25 protein-coding genes are annotated in these 26468 nt (G+C 31.5%); 16 read left to right on the top strand and 9 right to left on the bottom strand.

What is annotated here, in order from left to right:
• The first annotated feature begins 315 nt into the window (after positions 1-315).
• The 8 genes from AC2TDS_RS18520 to AC2TDS_RS18485 all read left to right on the top strand — a co-directional run bounded on the left by AC2TDS_RS18520 (position 316) and on the right by AC2TDS_RS18485 (position 6421).
• Entirely contained in the window at positions 316-888 is a 573-nt protein-coding gene (locus tag AC2TDS_RS18520; protein ID WP_484737062.1) for a Crp/Fnr family transcriptional regulator, read from the top strand.
• Between the two features lie 104 nt (positions 889-992).
• Positions 993-1457: a hypothetical protein gene (locus tag AC2TDS_RS18515; protein ID WP_484737061.1), complete on the top strand. Its 465-nt coding sequence runs from the start codon at positions 993-995 to the stop codon at positions 1455-1457.
• A 29-nt stretch (positions 1458-1486) separates the two neighbouring features.
• A complete protein-coding gene (locus AC2TDS_RS18510; RefSeq protein ID WP_484737060.1) occupies positions 1487-1840 on the top strand; it encodes a DUF2147 domain-containing protein in 354 nt (117 codons plus the stop codon).
• Between the two features lie 319 nt (positions 1841-2159).
• Positions 2160-2288, top strand: a complete 129-nt coding sequence (locus tag AC2TDS_RS18505; RefSeq protein ID WP_484737059.1) for a hypothetical protein — start codon at positions 2160-2162, stop codon at positions 2286-2288.
• A gap of 285 nt (positions 2289-2573) precedes the next feature.
• Positions 2574-3524 (top strand): DUF2157 domain-containing protein, encoded by a 951-nt coding sequence (locus AC2TDS_RS18500; protein WP_484737058.1) that lies wholly within the window; start codon positions 2574-2576, stop codon positions 3522-3524.
• Positions 3512-4585, top strand: coding sequence for a DUF4401 domain-containing protein (locus AC2TDS_RS18495; protein ID WP_484737057.1), 1074 nt, complete (start codon positions 3512-3514; stop codon positions 4583-4585). Before AC2TDS_RS18500 ends, AC2TDS_RS18495 begins: the two co-directional genes overlap by 13 nt.
• Entirely contained in the window at positions 4572-5060 is a 489-nt protein-coding gene (locus tag AC2TDS_RS18490; protein ID WP_484737056.1) for a GDYXXLXY domain-containing protein, read from the top strand. Before AC2TDS_RS18495 ends, AC2TDS_RS18490 begins: the two co-directional genes overlap by 14 nt.
• 500 nt (positions 5061-5560) lie before the next feature.
• A complete protein-coding gene (locus tag AC2TDS_RS18485) occupies positions 5561-6421 on the top strand; it encodes an AraC family transcriptional regulator (RefSeq protein WP_484737055.1) in 861 nt (286 codons plus the stop codon).
• Here the strand turns inward: AC2TDS_RS18485 and AC2TDS_RS18480 are convergent.
• Positions 6414-7709 carry an MFS transporter gene (locus AC2TDS_RS18480; protein ID WP_484737054.1) on the bottom strand — a complete coding sequence of 432 codons (1296 nt, stop codon included), beginning with the start codon at positions 7707-7709 and terminating at the stop codon, positions 6414-6416. The genes AC2TDS_RS18485 and AC2TDS_RS18480 overlap by 8 nt on opposite strands.
• 73 nt (positions 7710-7782) lie before the next feature.
• The gene (locus AC2TDS_RS18475) at positions 7783-8589 is read right to left on the bottom strand and encodes a M48 family metallopeptidase (RefSeq protein WP_484737053.1); all 807 of its coding nucleotides are present in this window, start codon (positions 8587-8589) and stop codon (positions 7783-7785) included.
• Between the two features lie 123 nt (positions 8590-8712).
• Here AC2TDS_RS18475 and AC2TDS_RS18470 point away from each other — a divergent pair, with 123 nt between their 5' ends.
• Genes AC2TDS_RS18470 through AC2TDS_RS18455 form a run of 4 tightly spaced genes read left to right on the top strand, consistent with a single transcriptional unit; the run spans position 8713 to position 11212 of the window.
• Complete coding sequence (locus tag AC2TDS_RS18470; RefSeq protein WP_484737052.1) at positions 8713-9585, top strand: alpha/beta hydrolase; 873 nt, start codon at positions 8713-8715, stop codon at positions 9583-9585.
• On the top strand, positions 9582-10046 hold the full coding sequence (msrB, locus tag AC2TDS_RS18465) for a peptide-methionine (R)-S-oxide reductase MsrB (protein WP_484737051.1): 465 nt from the start codon (positions 9582-9584) through the stop codon (positions 10044-10046). The genes AC2TDS_RS18470 and msrB overlap by 4 nt, the downstream gene beginning before the upstream one ends.
• 45 nt (positions 10047-10091) lie before the next feature.
• Positions 10092-10646 (top strand): DUF1572 family protein, encoded by a 555-nt coding sequence (locus tag AC2TDS_RS18460; RefSeq protein ID WP_484737050.1) that lies wholly within the window; start codon positions 10092-10094, stop codon positions 10644-10646.
• Positions 10647-10669: 23 nt separating this feature from the next.
• On the top strand, positions 10670-11212 hold the full coding sequence (locus AC2TDS_RS18455; protein ID WP_484737049.1) for a GNAT family N-acetyltransferase: 543 nt from the start codon (positions 10670-10672) through the stop codon (positions 11210-11212).
• 200 nt (positions 11213-11412) lie between these two features.
• Here AC2TDS_RS18455 and AC2TDS_RS18450 read toward each other — a convergent pair whose 3' ends face one another.
• The 4 genes from AC2TDS_RS18450 to AC2TDS_RS18435 form a co-directional block, all read right to left on the bottom strand.
• Positions 11413-12168 carry a LytR/AlgR family response regulator transcription factor gene (locus AC2TDS_RS18450; protein ID WP_484737048.1) on the bottom strand — a complete coding sequence of 252 codons (756 nt, stop codon included), beginning with the start codon at positions 12166-12168 and terminating at the stop codon, positions 11413-11415.
• 10 nt (positions 12169-12178) lie between these two features.
• Positions 12179-13201 carry a histidine kinase gene (locus AC2TDS_RS18445; RefSeq protein ID WP_484737047.1) on the bottom strand — a complete coding sequence of 341 codons (1023 nt, stop codon included), beginning with the start codon at positions 13199-13201 and terminating at the stop codon, positions 12179-12181.
• On the bottom strand, positions 13198-14208 hold the full coding sequence (locus tag AC2TDS_RS18440) for a sensor histidine kinase (protein WP_484737046.1): 1011 nt from the start codon (positions 14206-14208) through the stop codon (positions 13198-13200). Before AC2TDS_RS18440 ends, AC2TDS_RS18445 begins: the two co-directional genes overlap by 4 nt.
• A gap of 87 nt (positions 14209-14295) precedes the next feature.
• Positions 14296-15687, bottom strand: a complete 1392-nt coding sequence (locus AC2TDS_RS18435; RefSeq protein ID WP_484737045.1) for a hypothetical protein — start codon at positions 15685-15687, stop codon at positions 14296-14298.
• Positions 15688-16125: 438 nt separating this feature from the next.
• Between AC2TDS_RS18435 and AC2TDS_RS18430 the strand changes: the two genes are divergently transcribed.
• The 3 genes from AC2TDS_RS18430 (at position 16126) to folD (ending at position 19902) form a co-directional block, all read left to right on the top strand.
• Positions 16126-17199, top strand: coding sequence for a M28 family metallopeptidase (locus tag AC2TDS_RS18430; RefSeq protein WP_484737044.1), 1074 nt, complete (start codon positions 16126-16128; stop codon positions 17197-17199).
• Positions 17200-17596: 397 nt separating this feature from the next.
• Positions 17597-18925, top strand: coding sequence for a signal recognition particle protein (ffh, locus tag AC2TDS_RS18425; protein WP_484737043.1), 1329 nt, complete (start codon positions 17597-17599; stop codon positions 18923-18925).
• A gap of 98 nt (positions 18926-19023) precedes the next feature.
• A complete protein-coding gene (folD, locus tag AC2TDS_RS18420; protein WP_484737042.1) occupies positions 19024-19902 on the top strand; it encodes a bifunctional methylenetetrahydrofolate dehydrogenase/methenyltetrahydrofolate cyclohydrolase FolD in 879 nt (292 codons plus the stop codon).
• A 335-nt stretch (positions 19903-20237) separates the two neighbouring features.
• On the opposite strand, the gene AC2TDS_RS18415 is transcribed toward folD, so the two are convergent.
• Positions 20238-22880, bottom strand: coding sequence for a valine--tRNA ligase (locus AC2TDS_RS18415; RefSeq protein WP_484737041.1), 2643 nt, complete (start codon positions 22878-22880; stop codon positions 20238-20240).
• A 170-nt stretch (positions 22881-23050) separates the two neighbouring features.
• Between AC2TDS_RS18415 and AC2TDS_RS18410 the strand changes: the two genes are divergently transcribed.
• Positions 23051-23461, top strand: coding sequence for a DUF1573 domain-containing protein (locus tag AC2TDS_RS18410; protein ID WP_484737040.1), 411 nt, complete (start codon positions 23051-23053; stop codon positions 23459-23461).
• Positions 23462-24073: 612 nt separating this feature from the next.
• Here the strand turns inward: AC2TDS_RS18410 and AC2TDS_RS18405 are convergent.
• A complete protein-coding gene (locus tag AC2TDS_RS18405) occupies positions 24074-25207 on the bottom strand; it encodes an efflux RND transporter periplasmic adaptor subunit (protein WP_484737039.1) in 1134 nt (377 codons plus the stop codon).
• Positions 25208-25222: 15 nt separating this feature from the next.
• Entirely contained in the window at positions 25223-26467 is a 1245-nt protein-coding gene (locus tag AC2TDS_RS18400; RefSeq protein WP_484737038.1) for an ABC transporter permease, read from the bottom strand.
• Position 26468: the final 1 nt, after the last annotated feature.

Genomic DNA, 26468 nt, shown 5'->3' with positions numbered 1-26468 from the left:
AGAGTCAACTAATCATGATTTTTTTTACCCCCAGTAGTTAAAACGATTGCACCTAACCTCTTTGTTGTCCTTTTAAATTTAATCGTAGCGGTGCTCTGGTTAAATTTAAAAGGACTTGCTTTTTTACGTTTACCTCTACTCATGACGAAATTCTATTGCTTAATTCGGGGTACAGTACATACGTATAATTATACCATTTCTGCCTCCCCCAAATCAAAACTATAAATAATATATAAAATCAAAATAATTATAGTTAAATTTGGATCCCTTCCACACAAACAACTAAATATCAACACCTAACACTAACAAAAAACAATGAAAGAGTATTTAGAAAATTACATAAAAGAAAAAGTAAGCACTCCTAATCAAGAGGAAATTGACGAAATTTTAAGTCTTTTTAATACACAAGAATTTCGCAAAGGCGAATTTTTTAAAAAACCCAATATAACGACAAAAAGAGTTGCTTTTTTAGCAAGAGGAGCCGTCAGAATAATTATTTACAAGCCCAATGGTGATGAAATAACAGGAAGAATTCGTGAAGATAATTCATTCATTTCTGGCCTTTTTAATCTTGACAATCAAAATAACCATGCGTTAGGAATTGAATGCTTAACAAACCTTACATTATTAGTAGCCCCAGCCGAGGCCTTTCAGAAAACACTAGAAACCAATCTGACCTTAAATATTGTTATTCGAAAACACCTAATAGAACAAATAAAAATAATAGGGTCAAACCACTTATTATTTCTTACTGGAACGGCTAAAGAACGTTACCAATTTATAGTGAAAAACAATAAAGGATTATTGAAAAAATTTCCGCTTCGCTACATCGCCTCTATGATTGGCATTACACCTACTCAGTTAAGTCGAATACGAAAAAAAAAATAACCCTATTTTTCAACATTTGTTGATGGCTTTCATAATTTGTACAGAATATATTTGCTCTTATTAATTTAAGTATTCAATATAGTTTAATTTAAAGTTATAACAAAATGCAGTTTTTACAAAAAATACTACCTCGTGAAGCGAATAACAACTATAAAGGAAGTAAAATTGCTCTTTATACGTTAATTGTTATTAGTGCAATATTTGTTTTTCGTTCTTTAGTTCATTTCTTAGCACCCGATAGCGGAGTTCAAATGATCGCTTCTATTGTAAAGTTTGAAGGTGATCCGGATCCTAACAGAATCGTATATATGTTTAGCTCACTTGGCGGTTGCATGCAACTTCTTATGGTTATGGTTTACATTATTATCTTATTTCGTTACCGTAGCTTAATTCCTTTAATGTATGTACTACTTCTTCTAGAAACCCTTTTTCGTTACGTTGTCGGGGTATTGCATCCTTTAACCCCTGAATATTATACAACCCAGCCTCCTGGTACATACATAGGTCTTCCTTTATTAATAATTTCTATAGTTATGATATATCTATCAACTAGAACAGTTCGAAATTAAAACAAAATCCATTACTTAATTTACATATTATGAAACGATTCTTATTATCAATTATTTTAGTGCTAATTTCTTTGTCTGCCTTTACTCAAGAATCTATAAACGGTATCTGGCTTATAGAAGACAACAATACCAAAATTGAAGTCCTTGAAGAAAATGGCTCATGGATCGGAAAAATTAAATCTTCAGATAACGAAAACACAAAAATTGGCGCATTGATTTTAAAAGATCTAAAAAATGAGGGCTCCTTTTTCAAAGGGAAAATTTTTTCTAATAAACGAAAAAAATGGTACGACGTAAAAGTAACCCCTAAAGAAAATGATCTTCATCTTAAAGTTTCAGCGGGTCTTATTAATAAAACTATAAAGTGGCAAAAAAGTAAATAACAAAGGTTCATTCTATTTACATTGGTTGCTATACCAACTGTATTAAATAAAAGCTGAATAATGCTATCATTATTCAGCTTTCTCGATATGATTGACTTCTCTTCTATTATTCATATAAAAATTAACTATCCTCTTAACAAAACATCCAACTATTACGTTTGACACCCTGAATATTTAATGTGTTTTTAAGTCAGAAACAGCCTTGTACTTTCCTTGTAAAAAAATCCTCGTATCTTTACTAATAACCTGATTTCGATTTATATTACTTCCACAGAAGCCTTATAATATCAGTTATTGTTTGAATTTACTGTAAAAGAAAATGAGTGCTTTTTTTTATAAAATAGAGAAATCAATAATAGCAGTAGCTATGATTTCTTTTTATATTGAAATAGAAAGGGAAAAAGAACGTTTTATTACGGTGAACTCAAATGGTAAATGGTATGAATAGTGAAATTTGATTAAAAAAAACGTAGGTTTAGTCTTTTATTCAAGGTTTTTTCGAGTAAAGATTGCTTTTAATCAGGCTTTGTTCCTTTATTTTTGTTTTTTCTTATGCATTGTTATGATTTTTAGAATTAAAAATAATCATCCAAAATCATGCCTAGCCTAAGAAAGTCAAAATTAACTGTATGTATAAGATAGATCAGGTTAATAAGTTTCGGCAGAAAAATTAATATCACTTTTCACTTTAATACCTTACCTGATAATTAAGGGAGTAGCAAAAAAACAAGAAATGTCAAAAATAAAAAGAGAGGATATCCAAATAATTGCGCGTCACAGTAACTGGACTGAGAAAAGTATCGCTTACACTTTAAAAAATGAAATTTATAATGACCAAAAATCTTGGTATAGATTTCTTAGGCTATTTTTTATTAGTTTGGGGATTGTTTTTTTAGTGTCTGGACTGATATTCTTCTTTGCCTATAATTGGAGTGACATGCATAAGTTTGTTAAAATCGGGTTGATCGAAAGTCTTATTATTCTCACAACATCAATTGTATTGATAACTAAAATAAAAAAAGACATAAAGAACATAGTATTGACTGGTGCCTCAATGCTGATAGGTGTTCTATTCGCAGTTTTTGGCCAAATCTACCAAACCGGAGCTAATGCTTATGATTTTTTCTTAGGTTGGACAATTTTTGTGGCTATTTGGGCTCTTGTTTCAGATTTTGCCCCATTATGGCTTTTACTGATCCTACTTATTAATACTACCCTTTTATTATATGCTCAACAAGTAGCTAATGATTGGTCGGAGGTTATTATTTTTACCTTACTGTTCACTATTGATGTTTTATTTTTGATTTTCTTTTTACTCGTCAATAGATTTATAAAAGAGTTAACGCCTCCTATTTGGTTTACGAATCTGTTAGCTCTGGCTTCCGCAACTTTCAGTTCTATAGGAATTAGTACAGGTGTTTTTAATGAATTACAAACATCTTTCTTTGTTCTTGTGTTAATTACAATATTCGTTTATGCTGGAGGTATTAGCTACGGATTAAAAATTAAAAGTAAATTTTACCTTTCCATAATTTCTTTTAGTATTATTTTCATTATTTGTGCTCTCTTGGTTAAAATATCAAATGATGCAGGGATGTTTTTTATAATCAGTGTATTCGTTATCGCCGCTATAAGCCTCGTTATTAAAATTTTATTAGACCTTGAAAAGAAATGGATGAATTAACTAACAAAAAAGCCTTGCTCAATACTATTAAATTATTAGAAGGTGATACTTTTGAATGTGATGAAAAAGCTATTTTTAGCGAATATATAATTCAAAAAGAGAGCAACTCTGGCATAGCTATTAAAATACTATCAATTATTGGTGGGTTTCTTGCCTCTTTTTCTTTTATTACTTTTTTAATCATTGCTGGATTGTATACTTCAAAATATGGATTGTTGACTTTTGGAATCGGTTTTGTGATCGTTGCAGTTTGGTTAGCTACACTATACACTAAATTGGTTATTGATACTTTTAGCTTCGCTACATACGTTTCTGGTTTTGCAATGGTTGCTGCTGGGTTATTAGAATTAAATGTAGATGAAAGCATCATAACAATAATCATACTTATTTTAGCGATAAGCACTATGTTGATCGTTCAACGTTATATTTTATCATTTATTTCCGTTCTTATTGTTATCAGCAATCTATTTATTCTTATTCTTATCAATAACACATACGATCTAATTCATCTACTCATTGCAACCATTACAATAGCTCTTTCCTATGTATTTATAAAAGAAGCAAAACTAATTTCATTACATAAAAAATTATCCAAATTATACAATCCTATAAGAATTGGTTTAATAATTGGTCTTGTATTAATGCTCATCGCTATCGGAAAAAAAGACTTAATTCCTATATCTAAAGATTATGTATGGCTGTCTTCTATAGTAATGGTATTTATTACTCTCTATTTAATCAATACAATCATGAAAATCATGAATATTCGTAGTTTACAACATCAAATACTAATTTTCGCTTTTACAGGTATAATACTATTACTAACTGCTTTCTCCCCATCTATTCAAGGAGCCATTGTAATTATCTTATTAAGTTTTTTAGTCAATTACAAAACAGGTATAATCATTGGGATAATTTCATTAATATACTTTATATCTCAATATTATTACGACTTAAATTATACATTATTAACGAAATCAATAATTTTAATTTCATCAGGAGTGATTTTCTGCTTATGCTACCTATTGACCACTAAAACAAAGAAACATGAAAAAAATTAAGTGGATTGCCATTCTTATTAATCTATTTGTTCTACTTGTTTTGTTTAATAACTCAATCATCAAAAAAGAAAAAACATTATCTGAGGGCAAGCTCATACTCTTGGAATTAGCACCAGTAGATCCGAGATCGTTGATGCAAGGAGATTATATGCAATTGAGATATGCTATTCTAAACAACACTAACTATGACAGTATTTCTAAAAGAGGCTTCTGTGTGGTTAAATTGAGTACTACTAATATTGTTAAACAAATTAGGTTTCAAAAAAACAAAAACAACATTAAAAAGGGAGAATATCTTATAAGATATACAAGCGATAATTGGAACAATATCTTTATAGGAGCTGAATCATTCTTTTTCCAAGAAGGAGAAGGTGATAAATATGAAAAGGCAACATACGGAGGTTTAAAAGTAGATTCGAATGGACATAGTATTTTAATAGGTTTATACGATAAAAATAGAATAAAAATAGAATAGCTTACCTAAAGATAGCTTCTCGTTTTTTTATAAATATATAGGGTAAATTCACGATGAAAAGTATAATTATATGCTACCAAAATACATACGCTACTTTTCTAGAATTTACCCTATAACTAAGTGTCCCCCACTTATTATTTTAATATTTTAATACTGCTTTAGTTCTATTTTTTTATATAGTTTTTATCGTTTCACTACAAATTATATCTTCAAAGTCATACGACTTATTTTAAGATATATACTTTTCATTAAGTTCAATTGCTTATTGAGTTTTTCAATAGTAGTGGAATTCATTTTACGTACTACTGAAATTATTTTTTAATCAGAAATTTCTATTTAGTAAATTGAATAACATGAACATCTCAGTTTCCAAATTCAATACAATACCAACGCATTATAAAAAATAATTTGATTTGTTGACTGTATATAAACAAATATAAGTTCTTTTTTGAGTATGATTCTTTTAAATAAGTAGTACATTACAATATTATACAACATATATGCTACATCATGCCAACAAAAGAAAAGTATTCAATCTAAATAATTTAGGGTTCAATGGTTGTTTAGAATTTGGTTATTATCACTACAACAAAGCCGAACCGATAATAGAATCTCACCATCATAAAGATTTTATAGAAATTTGTTACTACTTAAAAGGTCAACAATATTATCAAATAGAAGAAACTTTATTTTCGCTAACGGGAAATGATGTAATTATTGTACCGCCTAACCTACCCCATGGATCAGGAGCACATCTTGAAGATATCGGTGAATTATTTTGGTTACAACTATCAATAAACAAGAAAGACAACTTCTGTTACCTACCCAAAGAACAGTCTAAACACCTACTTGAACAACTTAGAAAAAAAGAAAACATATTATTTGAAGGCGCCTATATTTTAAAACCTATTTTAGACAAAATTCTCAGTAATTTAGAACAACCTAAACATCTATTTAACACCCTGTATGTAAACAACTTAATAACCCAATTACTTATTGAAACCATATTCATTAGTAAAAAACCTGTTAAAAAACAAGGTACTAAAAAACTAGATCTAATTAATGCATTCATTCTAAACAACATGAATCGCCAAGTTTACGTAGATGAATTAGCTGATTTACTCTCTCTTTCTACGGTCTATTTTAAAGTATGGTTTAAGCAAAATTTTGGTACACCTCCTAAAACCTATATCAATCGTTTAAAGATTCTTCGTGCTAAAGAATTAATGAAAACCAAAACTAACATTACAAAAATAGCCTATGGCTTAGGTTTTAACTCTTCACAATACTTTTCTACTGTCTTCAAAAACCATATGGGAATAACTCCAAAAGAATATATAGAAAATACTAGGGTTAACTAACGTATTTTGTTTTCTTTAATGTACTTAGAATAACAAAAGAGGCCAAAAAGAATACGGCTAAACACAACACACTCCATTGCATTGAATTGGTAATAGAGTACAATAAACCATATACAAAAGTTCCTAAGACAATTGCAAACTTCTCTGTAACATCGTAAAAACTAAAATAAGTAGCATGATCTTGTGTTTCAGGTAATAATTTTGAATATGTTGAACGCGTCAGTGACTGTATTGCTCCTTGAACAAAACCTAACAAACCACCTAAGCCATAAAAATACAAACCAACATTCTCTTGATTCTTATCTAGTAAAAAAGCGCAAAAACAAACCAGTGTCCATATACCCAAGGTTACTTTCAACGCCGAAATATTCCCATATTTCTCAGACCATCTCGAGAATATAGCTGCACCTGCAATTGCAACAATTTGTACCAGTAAGATCGTTACAATTAAGTTAATAGAGGGCAGTCCTAATTCTGATGAACCAAAAATAGCTGCCATTAAAATAATCGTTTGTACCCCAACACTCAATAAAAAAAATGAAATCAGAAAGCGTTTTAAGGTTGGGTAGTTATGCATTTCATTAACCACTAGTTTCAATTCTCTAAAACCTTTCCATATATAATCTCTATCTGGTCGCTTATTATAAATATCATCTGGTAAACGTTTAAATGTTATTTGTGCAAACCCTAACCACCATAAACCCACCATTATGAAAGAAATACGCGAAGCCATTCCTGTTGTTATTCCGAACAAGTCGGGCATTTGAATTAAGATCAAATTTATAACCAGTAAAATAACCGAGCCAATATACCCATAGATAAATCCTTTAGCACTTGCTCTATCTTGTTGTTCTGGTTTTGCAACTTCTGGTAAATAAGCATTATAAAATACTAAACTTGCCCAAAAGCCAATACTAGCCAAAATGGTAAATACGATTCCGATCCAAACAGTGTCAATATCAACAAAAAAATATAAACTCATTACCGATAATGAGCCCATCCAACAAAAAAACTTCATAAATTTTTTCTTACTCCCTGTATAATCGGCTATACCAGATAAAATAGGTGAAATAAAGGCCACCACAAGAAAAGAAAATGACAGTGCATAACTATATAAACTATCGGGGTGTTCCCATTCCATTCCTAAAAAATGAACCAGCTGCCCTTCTGTAATGGCACTATAATACAGAGGAAATATAGCGGTACTAATTACTAATGAATACACTGAGTTAGCCCAATCATAAAAGGCCCAACCATTTATTACTTTTTTACTACCAATCTTATACATAAATACTCGATAAAAAACCGTTCATTTTTTTGAACGGTTTGCAATATACTATAATAATAATAATATGTTACGATTATTTTTTTACAGGTACGTTGAACTTTGCAGCCATATTTCTCGCTTCAGGTAAAAAAGCCTTCAATGTTTGAATTCGTGTTTCATTTGATGGATGTGTACTCATAAACTCCGGTGGTGCCGACCCTCCTGTTTTACTCATTCTAACCCATACTTCAGCTGCTTCTTCACCTCTATACCCTGCCATAAGCATAAAAACCAACCCAAGTTTGTCTGCTTCGGTTTCATGACTTCTACTAAAAGGTAACATTACACCAACATTACTTCCAATTCCATAAGCTGTATTCCATAGTGCCGCATTTTTACTATTCTGCGTCCCTATCGCCACAGCAACCCCTCCTAGTTGTTGTAATTGCCCTGTTGACATTCTCTCTTGTCCGTGTTTTGCAAAAGCATGAGCAATTTCATGTCCCATAACGGCAGCAATTCCATCTTCATTCTTACAAATCGGTAATATTCCTGTATAGAACACAACTTTTCCTCCAGGTAAACACCATGCATTTACAGTCTTATCATCTACCAAATTAAACTCCCATTTATAAGAATTTGCCTCTGCAACCATATTGTTAGCACGCATAAATCGATCTACCGCCACAGAAATCTTCTTTCCAACCACTTTAATCTGATTTGATTTTTTTACATCTTTTGATAGTTTATTTTTTTCCAAAAACCCTTTATACTGAGCAAAGCTAGCAGGAAGTACTTGTGCATCACTAACAAAATTTAAACGTTTTCTTCCCGTAATTGGTACAGTACTACACTGCACCATCAAAATGATTATACAGGCTATTGCTACTATTTTTTTCATGTATTTCTATTTTTTAATGGCTTTATATAACTGCGACCCGAATTTTAATACCATGTCACAAACCACCACCTAAATTATGAGTTTAAAGTTACATATTCTATCTTTAGCACAAAAATTATCTAAATGGATTTCATAAACGTTCGTAAAAACAAAAAAAGCATCACCATTCCAAAAAGCGTAATTTTTTTTACCAACATTTTACAAACTGTCTCGCCTTGGTTAGCGGCAAAATTTGGAGCTAAACTCTTTGTAACTCCGATAAATTTCCCTCTTCCTAAACGGGAAAAAATTCTCTACAAAAGTGCTCAGAAAAAAACAATTAATATTGATTCAATTCATAAAAAAATTGAGGTTATATCATATGGGTATTCTAAAAGAAAGGTGTTATTTGTTCATGGATGGGCAGGAAGAAGTACTCAACTGTTTATGACCGCAGATAAATTGTTAGAAAAAGGATACATGTTCATTGCGTTTGACGGGCCTGCCCATGGAAAATCAACGGGTAAAACCACTTCTATGCCCGAGTTTTTAGCGGCTATAAAAGAAATCGATAAACAATTTGGTCCTTTTGAAATTGCCATTGGCCATTCTTTCGGTGGAATGTGCCTGTATAATGCCGTTTCTGAAGGGTTTATAGTCGAAAAATTAATAACAATTGGTGCTGTTGACAAAATTTCAAATGTCATTTTAAACTTTACCAGAAGCTTACGCATCAAAGATCCCATTGCAAAAAAAATAAAAGCTATTTACGATAAACAATGGCAAAAAGACATAGACGAACACTCGTCTAGTGCAAAAGCAACAAATATCTCCATCCCTTCCCTTGTAATCCATGACAGTTTTGATGGAGATGTCGATGTAAGTTCCGCCTTAAACATACGTCAAAACTTAATACAAGGAGAGCTCTTTATAACACAAGGTTTAGGTCACACCAAAATTCTTCGTCATAAAAAAGTGACTTCGAAAATAATTGATTTTATACTTTATAATTCATGAAAAAATTTAGTTTACTGCTACTACTATCACTAATAATTTGTTTTACCGGTTATACTCAGAACAAAAAACATAAAATTTCTAAAACCAAAAGTGAATGGAAAAAAGTATTAACTTCTGAACAATACCATATTTTAAGAGAAGGAGGCACAGAGAGACGCTTTTCAAGCCCATTCAATAAGAATAAACGAAAAGGAGTTTATGTTTGTGCTGCCTGTAAAAATCCGCTGTATTTATCGCAACACAAATACGATTCTGGATCGGGATGGCCTTCTTTTGACAGAGAAATTAAGGGTAATGTTGAACTTGATGTAGATTATAAAATTGGCTATGCCCGTACTGAACTAAAATGCAGTGGATGTGGGGGTCACCTGGGGCACTCTTTTAATGATGGGCCGAAGGAAACAACAGGTGTAAGACATTGCATTAATGGTATTGCCTTAACGTTTACTTCTAAAGAATAAGCAAATAAAATTGTACCTTAGAGCCTAATATAACCTCCCGCTATTATGGAAAGCTCTTATCTTGAAAGTGTAAGAAAACAACTTATATATTATAAAGACCTTGGTGATAAAACAATCAATCAACTCACACAAAAACAACTATTCTTCCAGTACAATACAGAAAGTAATTCTGTCGCTATTATAGCAAAGCATCTAGCAGGCAATATGCTATCTAGATGGACAAACTTTTTTACCGAAGATGGAGAAAAAGAATGGCGGAATCGGGATGATGAATTTATAAATACATTCACCTCTAAACAAGAAATGATTTCTTACTGGGAGAAAGGGTGGCAGTGCTTTATTAATGTTTTAGATTCATTAGATAATAATGATTTAGAACGAATTGTATATATTCGAAATCACGGACATACGGTTACCGAGGCCATCAATAGACAAATTTGTCATTATCCATATCATATTGGTCAAATTGTTTTTTTAGGAAAAATGTTGAAAAACAACGAATGGCAGTCTCTTTCTATCCCCAAAAACGCTTCAAAAACCTATAACAAGGAAAAATTTAGTAAAGAAAAAACACTTAAACATTTTACAGATGATCTTTAAAGGGAAAATCTATATTTTTGAGCATGCAAAACTATCTTTTTAACTCGGAACGTTTAGGTTTTAGAAACTGGAAACAATCGGACCTGTTTAAGCTACATAAAATAAACTCAAATGAGAAGGTAATGCAATACTTCCCTTCCATACAATCCCAAGAAAAGAGCGCTGATTTCATTACCAAAATGCAACATCAATTTGCAAAGAACAATTTTTGTTATTTTGCCGTAGAACTACTGGAAACGGAAGAGTTCATTGGTTTCATAGGTCTTTCAGAACAATCCTATGAGAGCGACTTTAATCCTTCCATAGATATAGGTTGGCGGTTACACCCAAATTATTGGGGCAAGGGGTATGCCTTTGAAGGAGCCATAAGATGCTTAAATTATGCCTTTAACACCCTAGACTTAAACGAAATTGTTTCCGTTGCACCTATTGTTAATATTCCTTCAATTACTGTTATGAAAAAAATAGGTATGAAAAAAAGTCATGAATTCAAGCACACACTACTCACCAACTTTCCTCACATACAACAATGTGTTCTCTACAAAATAAGAAAGAAAGCTAAATGATTTATACGATTTACAGATACATATTTCGTTTATAGGCATTGAATTATTTTAAGTTAGTTTAAGGCATAAAGCTTTAGCATAGCCAAGCTATGGTTAAGTTTTATAACGCAAAAATAGCTACAAAAGAAATAATAGATATGCGAAATATTTATTTGTAAATGAATTACTAATTGACTTGTTAAAAATACATAAAGGAACCTCTAGCTTCCCTCAAACCAATCTTTAAAAGCGACCACCTTCTCTCTGCTAACGATAATTTCTTTATCTACCTTAGTTTTCGGTGTAATTTTTAAACGACTATTAGAGAACACCACAACATCTTGTATCGCATTGATACTTATAATAAATGTTCTATTAACTCTAAAAAACACTAAAGAATTTAAAACATCATGTAACGTTTCCAATTTAAAATCTAAGATGTACTTTTTCCCTTCAATGGTAACCAAATAAACCGTTCTCCCTTCTGCGTAAAACAACGAAATCTCATTTGTTTTTATGGAATGAATATGATTTCCTAATCGCACTAAAAACCGATCTTTAATTTTATTTTTATGTAGATTTTCAGCTAGTTTAGCAATATTTTGGTCATGAACAAATAAACCTTTCATTGATCGTAACTTACTCATGGCTTTTGATATATCAGTAAATGTAATCGGTTTTAGTATATAATCAATACTATTCACTTTAAAAGCGTCAATGGCGTATTCATCAAAAGCTGTTATAAAAATTATTGGTTTATTAATTTGAACTTGGTTAAAAATTTCAAAACTTAAACCATCAGTAAGTTGGATATCCATAAAAACAACATCAAAACTAGAATTATGTTTAAACCATTGAACAGATTCCTTAATACTTCCTAATTTTTCCTGAACAGCTATATTTTGATCGTATTTCAAAAGATAGCGTTCCAATTTATCTACGGCTAACGATTCATCTTCAACTATTACTATTTTCATGATCTTTCTTTTAGGCTTTAGTTATCAATTTTGGGATTTCTATTGTTCTTTTCAGATCATTTTCAATGACCATTACACGATTATTACTGTAAATTCCATAGCTGCGTCGTATTCCATTAAGTTTTGCTAATTTAAAAGGAGTTGTTATTCTATCATTTTTATAATACGAAACGATAAAAGTATCTTTATTTTCTTTTAAACGAATTTCCAATTTCACGTCTCTAAAAGAAATGGTTGTTCTTATAATTTGTTCTATTATAAACAATAAACTCCTTGGCACTATTAAAAATGTATTTTTCAATTCATTCACAATAGAAACATCTCTGTAAGGTAAATAGTTAAATAACTTTACTAATTGATGTATATTTTCGAGCTCCTCTTCTATAGGCACCAATTGCTCATTTCTACTCGATAATATATAACGATATATCGTTGCCAAATAATCAATAAAATCATCAGACTTATCCTTATCTTGTTTCATCAACACGAGCAAGCCTTCAAAACATTCAAACAATAAGTCGGAATTAATTCCCATCTGAAAATTTTTAAAATCTTCTTCTACATATCGTTTTAAATCTAATTCCTTAGAAAGTTTATCGGTATTTACTCTATGTAAATACTGATGACTCACAAATAATAAAATATAAATAAGCGTAATCGCGCAAAACACGCTATTAAATAACCATAATTCTTCAGCGTTTGGAGAAAATCGGAGCACCTGTTTAAAATATATTGTGATAAATATTGTGACAATAGCAACACATAAAAACATGGACATTATTACTTGAAATATGAGTAGTACAACTTCTGATGTGAACTTGGGGATTTTCTCAAACAAAATCAATAACAATCGAGAAAATTCTTGAATTACATAAGACATTCCAATACAAACATACAGTTCTTGACCTAAAAATTCTTCTTGTAACTGAGCGACATTATTGTTTACCAATAAAATCAACAAATACACTACAAAACCACTAAAAACAGGACTTAATAAACGGAATAAAGGCTGATGTATAAATAATTTGTTCATCGAATAATCGGTAGTTTTACAGTAAAACTTTGCCCATTTGTGATCACAATACCTTTACCTGAAATTAATAAATACCTTGAGTGTACATTTTTTAACCCAATATTAAAAGAACTTATCTTTTGGGGTATCTCTGTTTTGTTATTATTGACTATTATGTGCTTTTCTGTAGCAGTGATACTAACGTTTAAAGGAATCTGATTACTCATCACATTATGTTTCACCGCATTTTCAACTAGTAGTTGCAATGTTAATGGAGGGACCTTAGTCTTTAACAACATCGAAGGAATCTCTATATCACAACTATACTTCTTACCAAACCTCGTTTCTACCAAGTAATTATATGAACTTACAAAATCTAGTTCTTCTTGCAAGGTTATTAATTTTGTTTGGAAACTATTTAAGGTGTATGTATACATACTAGCCAATTTTCTAACAAATAACGCAGCTCTGGTTTCATTTTTATGAACTAACGAAGAAATCGTATTTAAACCATTAAATAAAAAGTGCGGCCCTAGTTGTAACTTTAAAATATTTAATTGGTACTCAATATGTTTCCTCTCTTGCCTAACAATCTTTATTTGTAAATTAGAATACGAATAATAAGAATAGAGTGCTAAATAAATTACTTGAAAAACAACAGCGAGTATAAAAAGTAAAATTCCTAATTTTATAAACGCCAATTTATAAGTTTCAATAACGTTATCCATAGGCTTATATAAGTTAATGTATATAAAAACTAGTATTAAAGAAATACTACTAGAAACACAAGAATGCACAACAACACCCAATAACAATCTATATCCTATGTGATTTTTCCATGGTAGTACAGTATCTAATAGTTTAGCTATTTCGAGATTACCATAGGTAATTAACACCCCCAAAAAGCCTGCTAAAGCAAGCTTTAAATTAATGCTTCCCCCCAATTGATTCTCACTAATCAGCATAAAATACCCTACAAGAATACCTCCAAGAATCCCGATCAACGCAATACTAATGTGTTTTTTCACTATGGATTTATAAATCAGATTATTAATTCTTAGTACAAAACTAAAGTAATCAATTCTTAATCAAGAATTTAACTACTTTAGTTTAATTTAGTAAATAGCTTTCATTGCACGTCCAAAGTAAGTATCAGAATGTATGGATTTTGCAATTTGAATATATGTGTTTTTAACCTGCTGAGAGCTTGATTTAACCTGTGGAGCAAAGGTTATGAGCGTACAAAACAAATAATTATCAGAGCTAACAACCTCATCTAAACCCTCTAAGGTTTTTTGCAATTGCTTTTTAGTCATTTTTTTTGTTGCTAATCGTTGATAGATTTCTGAGGCATAGTAATCTGACTGTACATTTTTATCAATTAAACCAAGAATTTGTTCTAAATTTTTATCATTTAAGTCTTTTTTAATCAAATCATTAATACGATTTGTAGTGGAATGATCCGATTTCACATCATCGATAGACGACATAAAAGTATCATAATTTTCTTTTGTCAAGTTTTTGTTCTTCATAATCTTGTTTAATACTTGTGATTTAAAATGATCAGAATGAATATTTTCACAAAGCTCCAATACCTTTGTCATATTCTTTTTATTCAAATCGCGATTATCAAGAACATCCATCAAAACTTGCGACATAAAATGGCCTGATCGAATGGCTTCAGCAATTTCTAATAAATCATACAACTGATCGTCTTTTATGGTATGATTTTGAATTACACCTCTCAAAAACTCTGATATAAAATGATCTGAATGAATACTTTTAACAGCCTTAATATAAGCAGGTAATATTTTACTATTTGACATAAACATGTTTTGATTCGACTTTAAAACTTCAACTAAAAAATGATCCGAATCAATCGTACCTCCTAAAGCTCCAATAACCTCTATAGTTTCTTCTATACTTAATCCTTTTTTAAATAAGTAGTTAAAATATTTGGTTTTAACCAAATCTTCTTCTAATTTATTTATTTCAATTAATACTTTAGCTATTCCTCCTTTCTTAAAATAACGGTCGACCCTAGATTGTAATCCTATACCTGTCTTTTTAATAACTTCCGGTAAAATTTCTACTAACCAAGTTTTTCCCTCTGGAATAAAACTTTTAAGCTTCGAACCAACATAATAACGCTTATTCAAAGTTTTTCCATCAGGCTTGATCACTATTCTTCTCTTTTTTCCGAAGCTTGATTTTTCGAATTCTAAAAAGCCGTCTTTTGAGATCTTAATGATATCATTATCATCCTCTGACAAAGTAAACTCTCCTTGATACTCAATCTGAAAATTTTGCCCTTCACGATTCACCTGAACTCTATAGAGTTGATCATTAAAATTATGATAACTATTGCCATTGTGATAAAAAAAAGTATCACAATGCCCATTCTCTGAATCTGTAGAAATTATTTTTTGTTGTGCTGAACTTCCTGCGCTATTTATTAAAAAGAATAGTGTTAAAAGCATACTCATTACCCTAATTTTTATTTTCATTATATATTGTTTTTCAATTAATTACACAACAAACTTATACTTATACCTCCCTTAAAAAAAAAAGAATGTAGCGAACTGTGGCTATATTGTATTCAATTGTAAGTTTGACTAAATTTTCCTTTTCTATAAGGAAACAAACTTTAGGTTATTTTATGCTTAATTTCAATATTAGAATAAAAATATCACTCTATTCGTATCTGAGAAAGCAGTAATGATGATTATAATATGACAAATAAGGTCAACTACTTTATAATATCGATATGATATACAAGCTCATCAACACTCTTTTTATCATAAATTTACGACTATATTATATATTCATTAACTTCTTCATATACAATAACATAAAGTGCTGTTAATTGTACAACAACGAGTCATTAAAGGGTAAAACAATCCTAAATTTGCCTCCGATAAAACACAAACATTAACACGAATTTTATGAACAAAAAAATACTATTTAATCAAAAAAACACAATAAAAATGTATACTAATTTTAAGATTATTATTGCAAAGATGTTACAACAAAAAAATTCTTTTATAGTATTGGCTACGCTACTCATTGCTTTTGGATGTAGTAACTCGGAAGATGACAACAACATCGAACCTGAACCAGAAAATACTGAAATTCAAAGAATTATTGCAAACATTTCAGGAGAACAGATGTTTACCTATATTAAAGATTTACAGGATATGGATCGGGTTTCAAAACCCAATGAAGTCGAAGAAAATATGGAGGTTTCAAAATATTTACTCGAGAAGTTAAACGACTTAAAAAACGACAATGCTATTGATGAAATAATTACTGACAAATGGCTCGACGATGAACATAATCCTAACATTATTGCCGTGAAGAAAGGATGTGCTAATCCTGAATCAATTATGGTAATTGGCGCACATTTTGATGCCGTTATCCCATACGCAGGTGCAGATGACAATGCATCAGGTGTTGCAGGTATATTAGGCATGTTAGATGTTCTTACAAATATTCAAACAGAAAAAACAATATATTTTTGCTTTTTTGCTGCCGAAGAGGAAGGGCTATTAGGAAGTAAGTCTTTTGTGAATTCATCGTATATATCAGCTGAAAAAGTAGATTTCGCTTTAATTTTTAATGGTATTTCTCATAAAAAAGCGAATTCAGAAAAACTTAACATGCTTTTGCTAGATGGTAACCATTCTATATCAACAGCTCTTGTGCATGACCTAAAAAACACCATGGCTCCATATACGGATTCTTTAGAAATTAACTTTAAAACAAAAAACGATTTAGAAACCGTATTTGCAGATTTTATAGATGGAATATCCTCTGACAATACCTCTTTTCAAGAAAAAAACATTCCTTCCATTCATATCATTGAAGATCTAGGTATTGAACAAGCAAGCCATTATCATACAAATTCGGATGTGATAGGTACCACACCAAATTCATCAGCCAATAGCCCTGATCTGATAGAAAAAATTAGTCAAATGACTTTAGCTTTTCTATTAGAAAAAGGAAAACTATGTGAATAAACGCAATCATATCTAAGTATTGATTGGACTCTAAGTTAAAAATATCGCATCATATCCTTGCATTGACACCAAGTTGAAGCTAAAAATTGACAGACTAAAGAGTTAGACATACGATTAAAATAATCTTGCTCCCGATATTTTTTTGGGAGCAAGATTTCATACTAAAACAGGAAGTAATTAAATTCAAATGGCAGCTATCAAAAACACCATAATTACTAACAAACAACAACAAGTGCCTCCAGTAGCTCATAGAATTCCCATGGAATAGACTATCCGGTGAATCATGAAAAGAAAAGAACTAAAACAGCCATAAGTACGTAATTCTAAAAGATAAAAACAATCATACACATCTCAGTCAAATTTCTTATATTTGTGCTTCCAAAAATGAAGCCTATACATGTTTAATAATTTAAGTGAGAAGTTAGATAAAGCGTTACATACGCTAAAAGGTCACGGAAAGATTACTGAGGTTAATGTAGCAGAAACATTAAAAGAAGTTCGCAGAGCTTTGTTAGATGCTGATGTTAACTTTAAAATAGCGAAAGACTTTACTAAGAGAGTAAAAGAAAAAGCTATTGGTCAGAACGTATTAACAACACTGAATCCAGGTCAGTTAATGGTTAAATTGGTTAAAGACGAATTAACCGATTTAATGGGAGGTGACTCAGTAGGTATTAACCTAGGTGGCTCTCCTTCTGTTATTTTAATGTCTGGTTTACAAGGATCTGGTAAAACTACTTTCTCTGGTAAATTAGCGAATTATCTCAAAACCAAAAAAGCCAAAGAAGTTTTATTAGTAGGGTGTGATGTATATCGACCTGCTGCCATAAACCAGTTGCGTGTTGTTGGAGAACAGATTGGAGTTGAAGTCTATGCAGAGGAAGGAAATAAAAATCCAGTTGAAATTTCTTTAAACGCTATTAAACATGCGAAAGCAAATAGCAAAAATGTTGTGATCATTGATACCGCCGGTCGTTTGGCTGTGGATGAAGAGATGATGACAGAAATTTCTAATATTCATAAAGCTGTTAGCCCTCAAGAAACATTGTTCGTTGTAGATTCTATGACTGGACAGGACGCTGTGAATACGGCAAAAGCATTTAATGATATCTTAAATTTTGAAGGTGTAATTCTTACAAAGCTTGATGGTGATACACGAGGTGGTGCTGCTTTATCTATTAAATCAGTAGTTAATAAGCCTATTAAGTTTATAGGTACTGGTGAAAAAATGGATGCCATTGACGTTTTCTACCCAGATCGTATGGCCGATCGTATTTTAGGAATGGGAGATGTTGTCTCGTTAGTAGAACGTGCACAAGAGCAATACGATGAAAAAGAGGCACGTGAATTACAAAAGAAAATTGCTAAAAATCAATTTGGTTTTGATGATTTTTTAAATCAGATTCAGCAAATCAAAAAGATGGGTAGCATGAAAGATTTAGTTGGGATGATTCCTGGTGCTGGTAAAGCTTTAAAAGACATCGACATTGATGATGACGCTTTTAAAGGAATCGAAGCCATTATACATTCGATGACTCCTTCTGAAAGAAGTTCTCCTACAGTAATAAATGCAAGCCGTAAAAAACGAATTGCAAAAGGTTCGGGAACCTCCGTACAGGAAGTGAACCAATTAATGAAGCAGTTTGATCAAATGAGTAAGATGATGAAAATGATGCAAGGTGGCGGTGGAAGAAAAATGATGCAGATGATGCGAGGAATGAGATAAGACATATACTATACGATAAAAAAGAGAAGCGATGACTTCTCTTTTTACTTTATACGTTTTTTCAATAACCAAACAATACAACAACAATACAACAACAAATGATATTACTTGACGGTAAAAAGACCTCGGCAGATATTAAAGAAGAAATCGCATTAGAAGTAGCGGAATTAAAACAACAAGAAAAAAAAGCACCTCATTTAGCGGCTATTATTGTTGGAAGTGATGGCGCTAGTTTAACTTACGTTAATGCCAAAGTAAAAGCTTGTGATAGGGTCGGTTTTGAATCTACTTTGATAAGACTTCCTGAAGAAATCACAGAAGAAGAATTATTAAATGAAATCACAGTTTTAAACGTTGATAACGATATTAATGGCTTCATCGTGCAATTACCACTGCCAGATCATATTGACGAACAGAAGGTTTTAATGGCCGTAGCTCCGGAAAAAGATGTGGATGGTTTCCACCCAATGAATGTTGGTAAACTCGCATTGAATTTACCTACTTTTATATCTGCAACACCTTTTGGTATTTTAGAGTTACTAGATCGTTACCAAATCGAAACTTCAGGTAAAAATGTAGTCGTTATAGGACGAAGTCATATTGTTGGAAGTCCGATGAGTATTTTATTGTCTCAAAAAAGAAAAGTTGGTAATGCAACGGTAACCTTAACACATAGTAGAACGAAGAATCTGGCTGATATTACAAAAGAAGCCGATATTATCGTTGCTGCTCTAGGTATTCCAGAATTCTTGAAAGGAGATATGGTAAAGGAAGGTGTAGTCATTATTGATGTTGGTATCACAAGAGTAGCTGATGCTTCGAAGAAAAGTGGATTTAGACTAGTAGGTGATGTTTCTTTTAATGACGTAAAAAGTAAAGCTTCCTACGTTACTCCTGTTCCCGGTGGCGTTGGTCCGATGACCATTGCCATGCTATTAAAAAATACTTTAATAGCGTATTACAGACAGGATAATTAATTTTAACATCTTATATCTAATACCATTTACAAATTAAAATTACCATAATAAAACGCCTTTTTTCATTTCTTCTTCGTTAGAAAAAGAAACCATCAACTAAGGCTATGCGTAGTTTGTATAAAGAAAATATCATCATTTTCTTTAACTCTAATTTCAAATCATAAACGGTATAAATACCCTCAAAGTACCAAGTACGCAGTTTACTTAGTTCTTTGAGGGTATTGACACATTCTTTACCTAGATTTTCGGGAATTCAACAACGAAATTTATTCAAAGTCTAAGATAAAAAAGGTCTTCTTTTATCAAGAAGACCTTTAAATACACGTATTTATTTTCTATTCCTGTAAACTAGCTAAACTATTTTTTAATGTTTCTATTTTAGCTAGCGTATCTGCTTCTTTTTTACGTTCTAAAGCAATTACTTGGTCAGGTGCTTTACTTACAAAACGTTCATTAGACAGTTTCTTTTGAATCCCCATTAAGAATCCTTCTGCTCTTTTTAATTCAGCAGCTAATTTCTTAGCCTCTGCTTCTACATCAATACTATCTAATGCTATTGGAACAAAGTATTCATTAGATTTTACTCTAAAAGAAGCTGCTCCTTCAATTTTTTCAGAAACATAGTTAATTACAGATGTATTGGTTAATTTCTGAATTACTAAATCAAAGTTTTTTGTATAATTTTCATTATTCACCACCAACAATTCTACCGTCTCTTTAAATGAAATATTTTTGTTCTTTCTTATGGTACGTATTCCTGACACTACCTCAGATGCAAACTCAAAATTGCTAATTAATTCATCGCTTGTTGCCTTTATCTCAGGATATTTTGCTATAATCAATGCTTCCTCTGGTGTTCTTTCAGTAATATGCTGCCAAACCTCTTCTGTTAAGAAAGGCATAAATGGATGTAGTATTTTTAAATTTTTCTCGAATATATCAATAACAGCCTTATATGATTTAACATCAATAGGTGCGCCGTAAGCTGGTTTTACAATTTCTAGTAACCACGAACAGAAATCATCCCATACCAGCTTATAAATCGCCATTAAAGCATCTGACAAACGATATTTACTAAAATGATCTTCAATCTCAGTCAACACCTTATTAAATTTAGCTTCAAACCATTCTAATCCTATTACCGCTGTTTCAGGTTGGTTTATAGTTTCATCAACCTTCCATCCTTTTATTAAACGAAAAGCATTCCAAATTTTATTTGCAAACTGTTTTCCTTGTTGGCATAAAGCTTCATCAAACATTAAATCATTACCAGCTGCAGAACTCAATAACAAGCCAACGCGTACACCATCAGCCCCAAAATTTTCAATTAACTTCAGCGCATCGGGAGAGTTTCCTAATTGTTTTGACATCTTTCTTCGCTGCTTATCACGAACAAGTCCTGTTAAGTAAACATTTTCAAATGGACGTTGATCTTTGTATTCATATCCCGAAATAATCATACGGGCTACCCAGAAAAATAGAATATCTGGTCCTGTTACTAAATCATTTGTAGGGTAATAATATTTAATTTCCTCGTTTTCAGGATTTCTTATTCCATCAAAAACACTCATTGGCCACAACCATGATGAGAACCATGTATCAAGCGCATCTGGGTCTTGTTTTAAATCACTTGTTCTCAACGCTGCATTCCCAGTTTTTTCTTGTGCTAACTTTAGGGCATCCTCCATATTTTCGGCAACTACAAAATCCTCTTTTCCATCGCCGAAATAATACGCAGGAATCTGTTGCCCCCACCATAATTGACGAGAAATATTCCAATCTCGGATATTCTCCATCCAATGGCGGTAGGTATTTTCGAATTTTTTCGGAAATAATTTAACCTCTCGATCTTCTCCTAAAACTGCTTCAATTGCCGGTTTAACTAGATCTTCCATTTTTAAGAACCATTGATCTGATAATCTAGGCTCAATTACGGCTTTGGTTCTTTCAGAGGTTCCAACTTTGTTTGTATGTTGTTCAATTTTTACTAAGTACCCTTTTTCCTTTAATTCTTTAGAAATTTCTTTACGAGTAACAAAACGATCTTTACCTTGATAGTGCAATCCATAAGAATTTAATGTTGCATCTTCATTAAAAATATCGATTACCTCTAAATTATGTTTATCTCCTAGAATTTTATCATTTTCGTCATGAGCTGGAGTTACTTTCAAACAACCAGTACCAAATTCAACATCAACATAGTCATCTTCAATTATTGGAATTTCTCGTTCACAAAGAGGAACTATAACTTTTTTTCCTTTTAGGTGCGTAAAACGTTCATCATTCGGATTGATACAGATTGCGGTATCTCCCAAAATTGTCTCTGGACGTGTCGTTGCTATTGTTACCTTTTCATCCGACCCTACAATATCATATTGCAAATAATATAAATTTCCTTGACGTTCCTCGTAAATCACTTCTTCATCTGACAAGGTCGTTTTGGCTTCAGGATCCCAGTTTACCATTCTAAAACCACGATAAATAAATCCTTTATTATACAGATCTATAAACACTTTAATTACCGATTCAGACAGCGCTGGATCCATCGTAAAAGCAGTTCTCTCCCAATCACAAGAAGCTCCTAACTTTTTTAATTGATCTAAAATGATTCCTCCATATTCATTTTTCCATTCCCAAGCATGCTTTAAAAACTCTTCACGACTTAAGTCATTTTTATCAATTCCTTGCTCTTTTAGTTTAGCTACTACTTTTGCCTCAGTTGCAATAGAGGCATGATCGGTACCTGGTACCCAACAAGCATTTTTGCCTTGTAAACGAGCTCTTCTTATTAAAACGTCTTGAATAGTATTATTTAACATATGCCCCATATGCAATACTCCAGTGACATTTGGAGGAGGGATTACAATTGTGTAAGGTTCTCTGTCATCTACTTCCGAATGAAAATAGTTATGTTTCATCCAGTAATCGTACCATTTCCCTTCTACTTCTTTGGCGTTGTATGTTGATGGAATATTCATATGTTTTTACTATATTTAGCCCAATATATTTTTTGGCATTATTTTTGAAATCTAATTAGCAAAAATACAACTATCTCTGAGCTACAGAAAAATAGTTGCTATTTTTTTAATCCCGAAAAATAATTATAAATTTGCAACAGGTTGTGAGACCCTTAATTAAAATTAACATTATGAAAACAATATTATCATTTGTAGCTATTTTCTTCATCACTTTAACAGTAAGTGCTCAAGAGTTTAAATTTGAAAAAGAGGTGATCGATTACGGTAAAATAGCATTAGGATCAGAAGGGAAGCGTGTATTTGAATTTACGAATGTAGGTGATGCTCCTTTAATCATTAAAAGTGTAAAGTCTACCTGTGGATGTACAGTCCCTAAAAAACCAGAAAAACCAGTTATGCCAGGAGAGAAAGGTGAAATAGCGGTTTCTTATGACACGAAAAGACCAGGTGGTTTTCATAAATCAATCACGATTATTTCGAATGCTCAAGTAGAAAGAAAAGTATTAAAAATTAAAGGTTTCATCGTTAAAGAAGCTATACCTGCTAAAGAAAAAAGTATGGTTTCTAATGGAACTAACTAATATTAACTTTACTATTTAAGTATTTAGTATAGAATTAAAATCCTGAGATTTTTGATAAATCTCAGGATTTTTTTGTTGTCTTTTCTATCTAGTACCATTTGAATTTACCATAATAAAACGTCCTTTTTCCCTTTCTATTTCAATATGAAAATAAATCATAGTTACTACTATCATTTATTTTCTATCTTATATAAAGAAAAGATACTCATTTTCTTTTACAGTAAATTCAAACAATAACTGGTATAGCCTCGCTTCATTTTATTTCTACCTATCAATAGAAGCACCAGTTCTATGATAATATTAACTCAATTATTCCCTTAGCCTTCAAACTAATTGCACTAGTTTTTCTTGTATGCTCATTAATAACGCACAACATAATTTTTATCTTTTTTGAATCTTATACCGCTTCTTAGGTTAAGTTACACAGTCTTTCTTTGTGGTCAACGCTTATCTCTTATCTATACATCGGCATGTACCCTAAATACCAAGGAGTCTATATATTTTATTACATAATTCGGGTTGAATCAGCAAATACATCCATTTGCATGCATAAAAAAACCACATTACAACTTATGCAATGTGGTTTTCATTTATCATATTAATTTCTAGATATTATCTATCTCTTCTTCTTTCTTTGTCTTCATCTTTAGAAGCCTTATTCCAAATTTTGATTTCATCATCTTCGGTTACCCCTTCAAGTATTTGAACATTTACCCCATCAGAAGTCCCTAATTTAACGGTTCTTTTTTCAAATTTTCCATCTCCGTCTGCACCTACTTTAATTTCAACATAAGGTTCTTCTGTTTTCTTATCAAAGCGTAACAATGATTCTTTTATAGACAAAACACTATCTTTCTTTTCTAAAACAATATCTGCATTAGCGCTATAACCCGCTCTAATAAAGTACTGGTCATCTAAAACAACATCTGCTTTAATTTTAAACTGTACAGCTCCATTTTCTTCAGTTCCTTTAGGGGCTATAAAATTTAATCGTGCTGGAAACTTCTTCCCTTCAATCGCTCCTAAAGACACTTCAATTTCAGAGCCTTTTACCAATTTTCCAACTTCAGATTCATCTACCTTTCCTTCGAAAATCATTTTTGTCATATCAGCAATTGTGGCAATAGTTGTTCCTGCATTAAAGTTATTACTTTCTATAACTTGATACCCTTTTTTCACTGGGATCTCTACTAACATTCCAGAGGCTGTTGCTCTAATATTGGTATTTGCTGTTTTACCCAATCTTGCAGTGGTTCCTTTTTTGATAATATCTAAATCAGATTTTGCATTTGCTAAACTTTGCTTTGCATTTTTGTAATTTAATTCAGAATTTTCATACTCTTGCCTAGAAATCACACCTTTATCAAATAATTTTTTATTTCTATCAAATTGTATTTTCGCATTATTAAATGATAATTTTGCGTTCTCTATTTGACCGTTTGCAGAGTTCAATGACTGAATATTAGGCACTACCCTAACAGTAGCGATTAAATCTCCCGATTTAACAACCATTCCTTCTTCTAAATAAATTTTATTAATTATTCCAGAAATTTGTGGTTTAATTTCAACCTCTTCTAAAGGAATTACTTTTCCAGTTGCCACAGCTTTTTTTATTATGGTTGCCTTAAAAGGCTTTTCTGTTTCATAGGAAATTATACTTTTTTGATTTTTTTTACCTAACCATATTAGAACGGCTACAAATAGTAATGCTACAATTGCTAAAATGATTTTTGCTCTTTTACTCATGATTTGTTGATTATTTTATTCTTCTCTTAATGCTTCAATTGGTTTAATAATGGTTGCCATATAGGCTGGTATCAGTCCTATCATCGTACCTAAAACTACTAATATGCTAAATGCTACCATAATTATCGGAATATTAACGGTAGGGTTTACCAGTGTGGGATCTTCCCCACTCCCTAATGTAGTATCGAGTAAATACAATACTAGTCCTCCAAATATTATTCCCAGCATACCAGCAATGGTTGTTAAAAAAACTGATTCTAAAATGATTTGACTTCTTATACTTTTTGGCGTTGCGCCAATGGCTCTTCGTATTCCAATTTCCTTTGTTCTTTCCTTCACAGTTATTAATAAAATGTTTCCGATTGCAAATACTCCTGCTATTAAGGTTGCTATTCCTACAAACCAAGTTAAAAACTGCATTCCTTTTAAAAACCCTGTTACTTTAGCTATTCGATCTCCTAAATTAACACTTCCAAAAGCGCGTGAATCTTCTGGATGCACTTTATGTAAATTCCTAAGTGTCAAGAGAATATCTTTCTCCATTTGATTAATATCTACCCCTTCATTGGCTGTAATCATCATCCAATCAACCTTGTTTGATGTATTGTATACTTTTTGAAAAGTCGTGAAAGGAATATACGCCGTATCTCCATCAATATCGATGGTAGTCGAAGGCTTATATACGCCAATTACCTTGTAATTAACATTGCTTATTTTGATGTATTGTCCAACAGGTTTTTCATTTTTATCAAACAACTGTTTATATATATTTTCTGAAATCACACATACCTTAGTATTACCATTGATATCATTTTTATTTATAAACCTTCCATAAATAAGATCTTTCTTTTGTACTTTGTCTAACTCTGGATAGTCACCACTAACTGAAAAATCTCCAGATTTAAAATCCTTCACTAAAAGTCCACTTGTCTGGTTTCTCGGAACTAATAACTTAATTTCTTTCGCATACTCTTGTTTAAGTGTTTGTATATCTTCAAAAGTTAAACTAAATCTTCTTCCCTTTTGAAAGCCTTTAAATGGCATATCAGTGCTTTGTGTCCACATAAAAACACTGTTAGTGGCAAAATCTCCAAATATCCTTTTAAAGTTATTTTCCATCCCTCTTGCCGCACCTAATAAAACGACAAGAATAAAAATTCCCCAGAGTACACCAACTATGGTAATTCCTGTTCTTAGTTTATTTTTACGAATACTTCCGTAAATTTCTTGCCATGAATCTGAATCAAATAAAAATTTCATA

The sequence above is a fragment of the Tenacibaculum profundicola genome (assembly GCF_057220795.1).
This window is presented reverse-complemented; position numbering and strand designations above follow the sequence as displayed.

Coding starts and splice junctions, on each gene's coding strand:
- AC2TDS_RS18520 (WP_484737062.1), top strand. CDS start 316: ATGAAAGAGTATTTAGAAAATTACATAAAAGAAAAAGTAAGCACTCCT.
- AC2TDS_RS18515 (WP_484737061.1), top strand. CDS start 993: ATGCAGTTTTTACAAAAAATACTACCTCGTGAAGCGAATAACAACTAT.
- AC2TDS_RS18510 (WP_484737060.1), top strand. CDS start 1,487: ATGAAACGATTCTTATTATCAATTATTTTAGTGCTAATTTCTTTGTCT.
- AC2TDS_RS18505 (WP_484737059.1), top strand. CDS start 2,160: ATGAGTGCTTTTTTTTATAAAATAGAGAAATCAATAATAGCAGTAGCT.
- AC2TDS_RS18500 (WP_484737058.1), top strand. CDS start 2,574: ATGTCAAAAATAAAAAGAGAGGATATCCAAATAATTGCGCGTCACAGT.
- AC2TDS_RS18495 (WP_484737057.1), top strand. CDS start 3,512: ATGGATGAATTAACTAACAAAAAAGCCTTGCTCAATACTATTAAATTA.
- AC2TDS_RS18490 (WP_484737056.1), top strand. CDS start 4,572: ATGAAAAAAATTAAGTGGATTGCCATTCTTATTAATCTATTTGTTCTA.
- AC2TDS_RS18485 (WP_484737055.1), top strand. CDS start 5,561: ATGCTACATCATGCCAACAAAAGAAAAGTATTCAATCTAAATAATTTA.
- AC2TDS_RS18480 (WP_484737054.1), bottom strand. CDS start 7,709: ATGTATAAGATTGGTAGTAAAAAAGTAATAAATGGTTGGGCCTTTTAT.
- AC2TDS_RS18475 (WP_484737053.1), bottom strand. CDS start 8,589: ATGAAAAAAATAGTAGCAATAGCCTGTATAATCATTTTGATGGTGCAG.
- AC2TDS_RS18470 (WP_484737052.1), top strand. CDS start 8,713: ATGGATTTCATAAACGTTCGTAAAAACAAAAAAAGCATCACCATTCCA.
- msrB (WP_484737051.1), top strand. CDS start 9,582: ATGAAAAAATTTAGTTTACTGCTACTACTATCACTAATAATTTGTTTT.
- AC2TDS_RS18460 (WP_484737050.1), top strand. CDS start 10,092: ATGGAAAGCTCTTATCTTGAAAGTGTAAGAAAACAACTTATATATTAT.
- AC2TDS_RS18455 (WP_484737049.1), top strand. CDS start 10,670: ATGCAAAACTATCTTTTTAACTCGGAACGTTTAGGTTTTAGAAACTGG.
- AC2TDS_RS18450 (WP_484737048.1), bottom strand. CDS start 12,168: ATGAAAATAGTAATAGTTGAAGATGAATCGTTAGCCGTAGATAAATTG.
- AC2TDS_RS18445 (WP_484737047.1), bottom strand. CDS start 13,201: ATGAACAAATTATTTATACATCAGCCTTTATTCCGTTTATTAAGTCCT.
- AC2TDS_RS18435 (WP_484737045.1), bottom strand. CDS start 15,687: ATGAAAATAAAAATTAGGGTAATGAGTATGCTTTTAACACTATTCTTT.
- AC2TDS_RS18430 (WP_484737044.1), top strand. CDS start 16,126: ATGAACAAAAAAATACTATTTAATCAAAAAAACACAATAAAAATGTAT.
- ffh (WP_484737043.1), top strand. CDS start 17,597: ATGTTTAATAATTTAAGTGAGAAGTTAGATAAAGCGTTACATACGCTA.
- folD (WP_484737042.1), top strand. CDS start 19,024: ATGATATTACTTGACGGTAAAAAGACCTCGGCAGATATTAAAGAAGAA.
- AC2TDS_RS18415 (WP_484737041.1), bottom strand. CDS start 22,880: ATGAATATTCCATCAACATACAACGCCAAAGAAGTAGAAGGGAAATGG.
- AC2TDS_RS18410 (WP_484737040.1), top strand. CDS start 23,051: ATGAAAACAATATTATCATTTGTAGCTATTTTCTTCATCACTTTAACA.
- AC2TDS_RS18405 (WP_484737039.1), bottom strand. CDS start 25,207: ATGAGTAAAAGAGCAAAAATCATTTTAGCAATTGTAGCATTACTATTT.
- AC2TDS_RS18400 (WP_484737038.1), bottom strand. CDS start 26,467: ATGAAATTTTTATTTGATTCAGATTCATGGCAAGAAATTTACGGAAGT.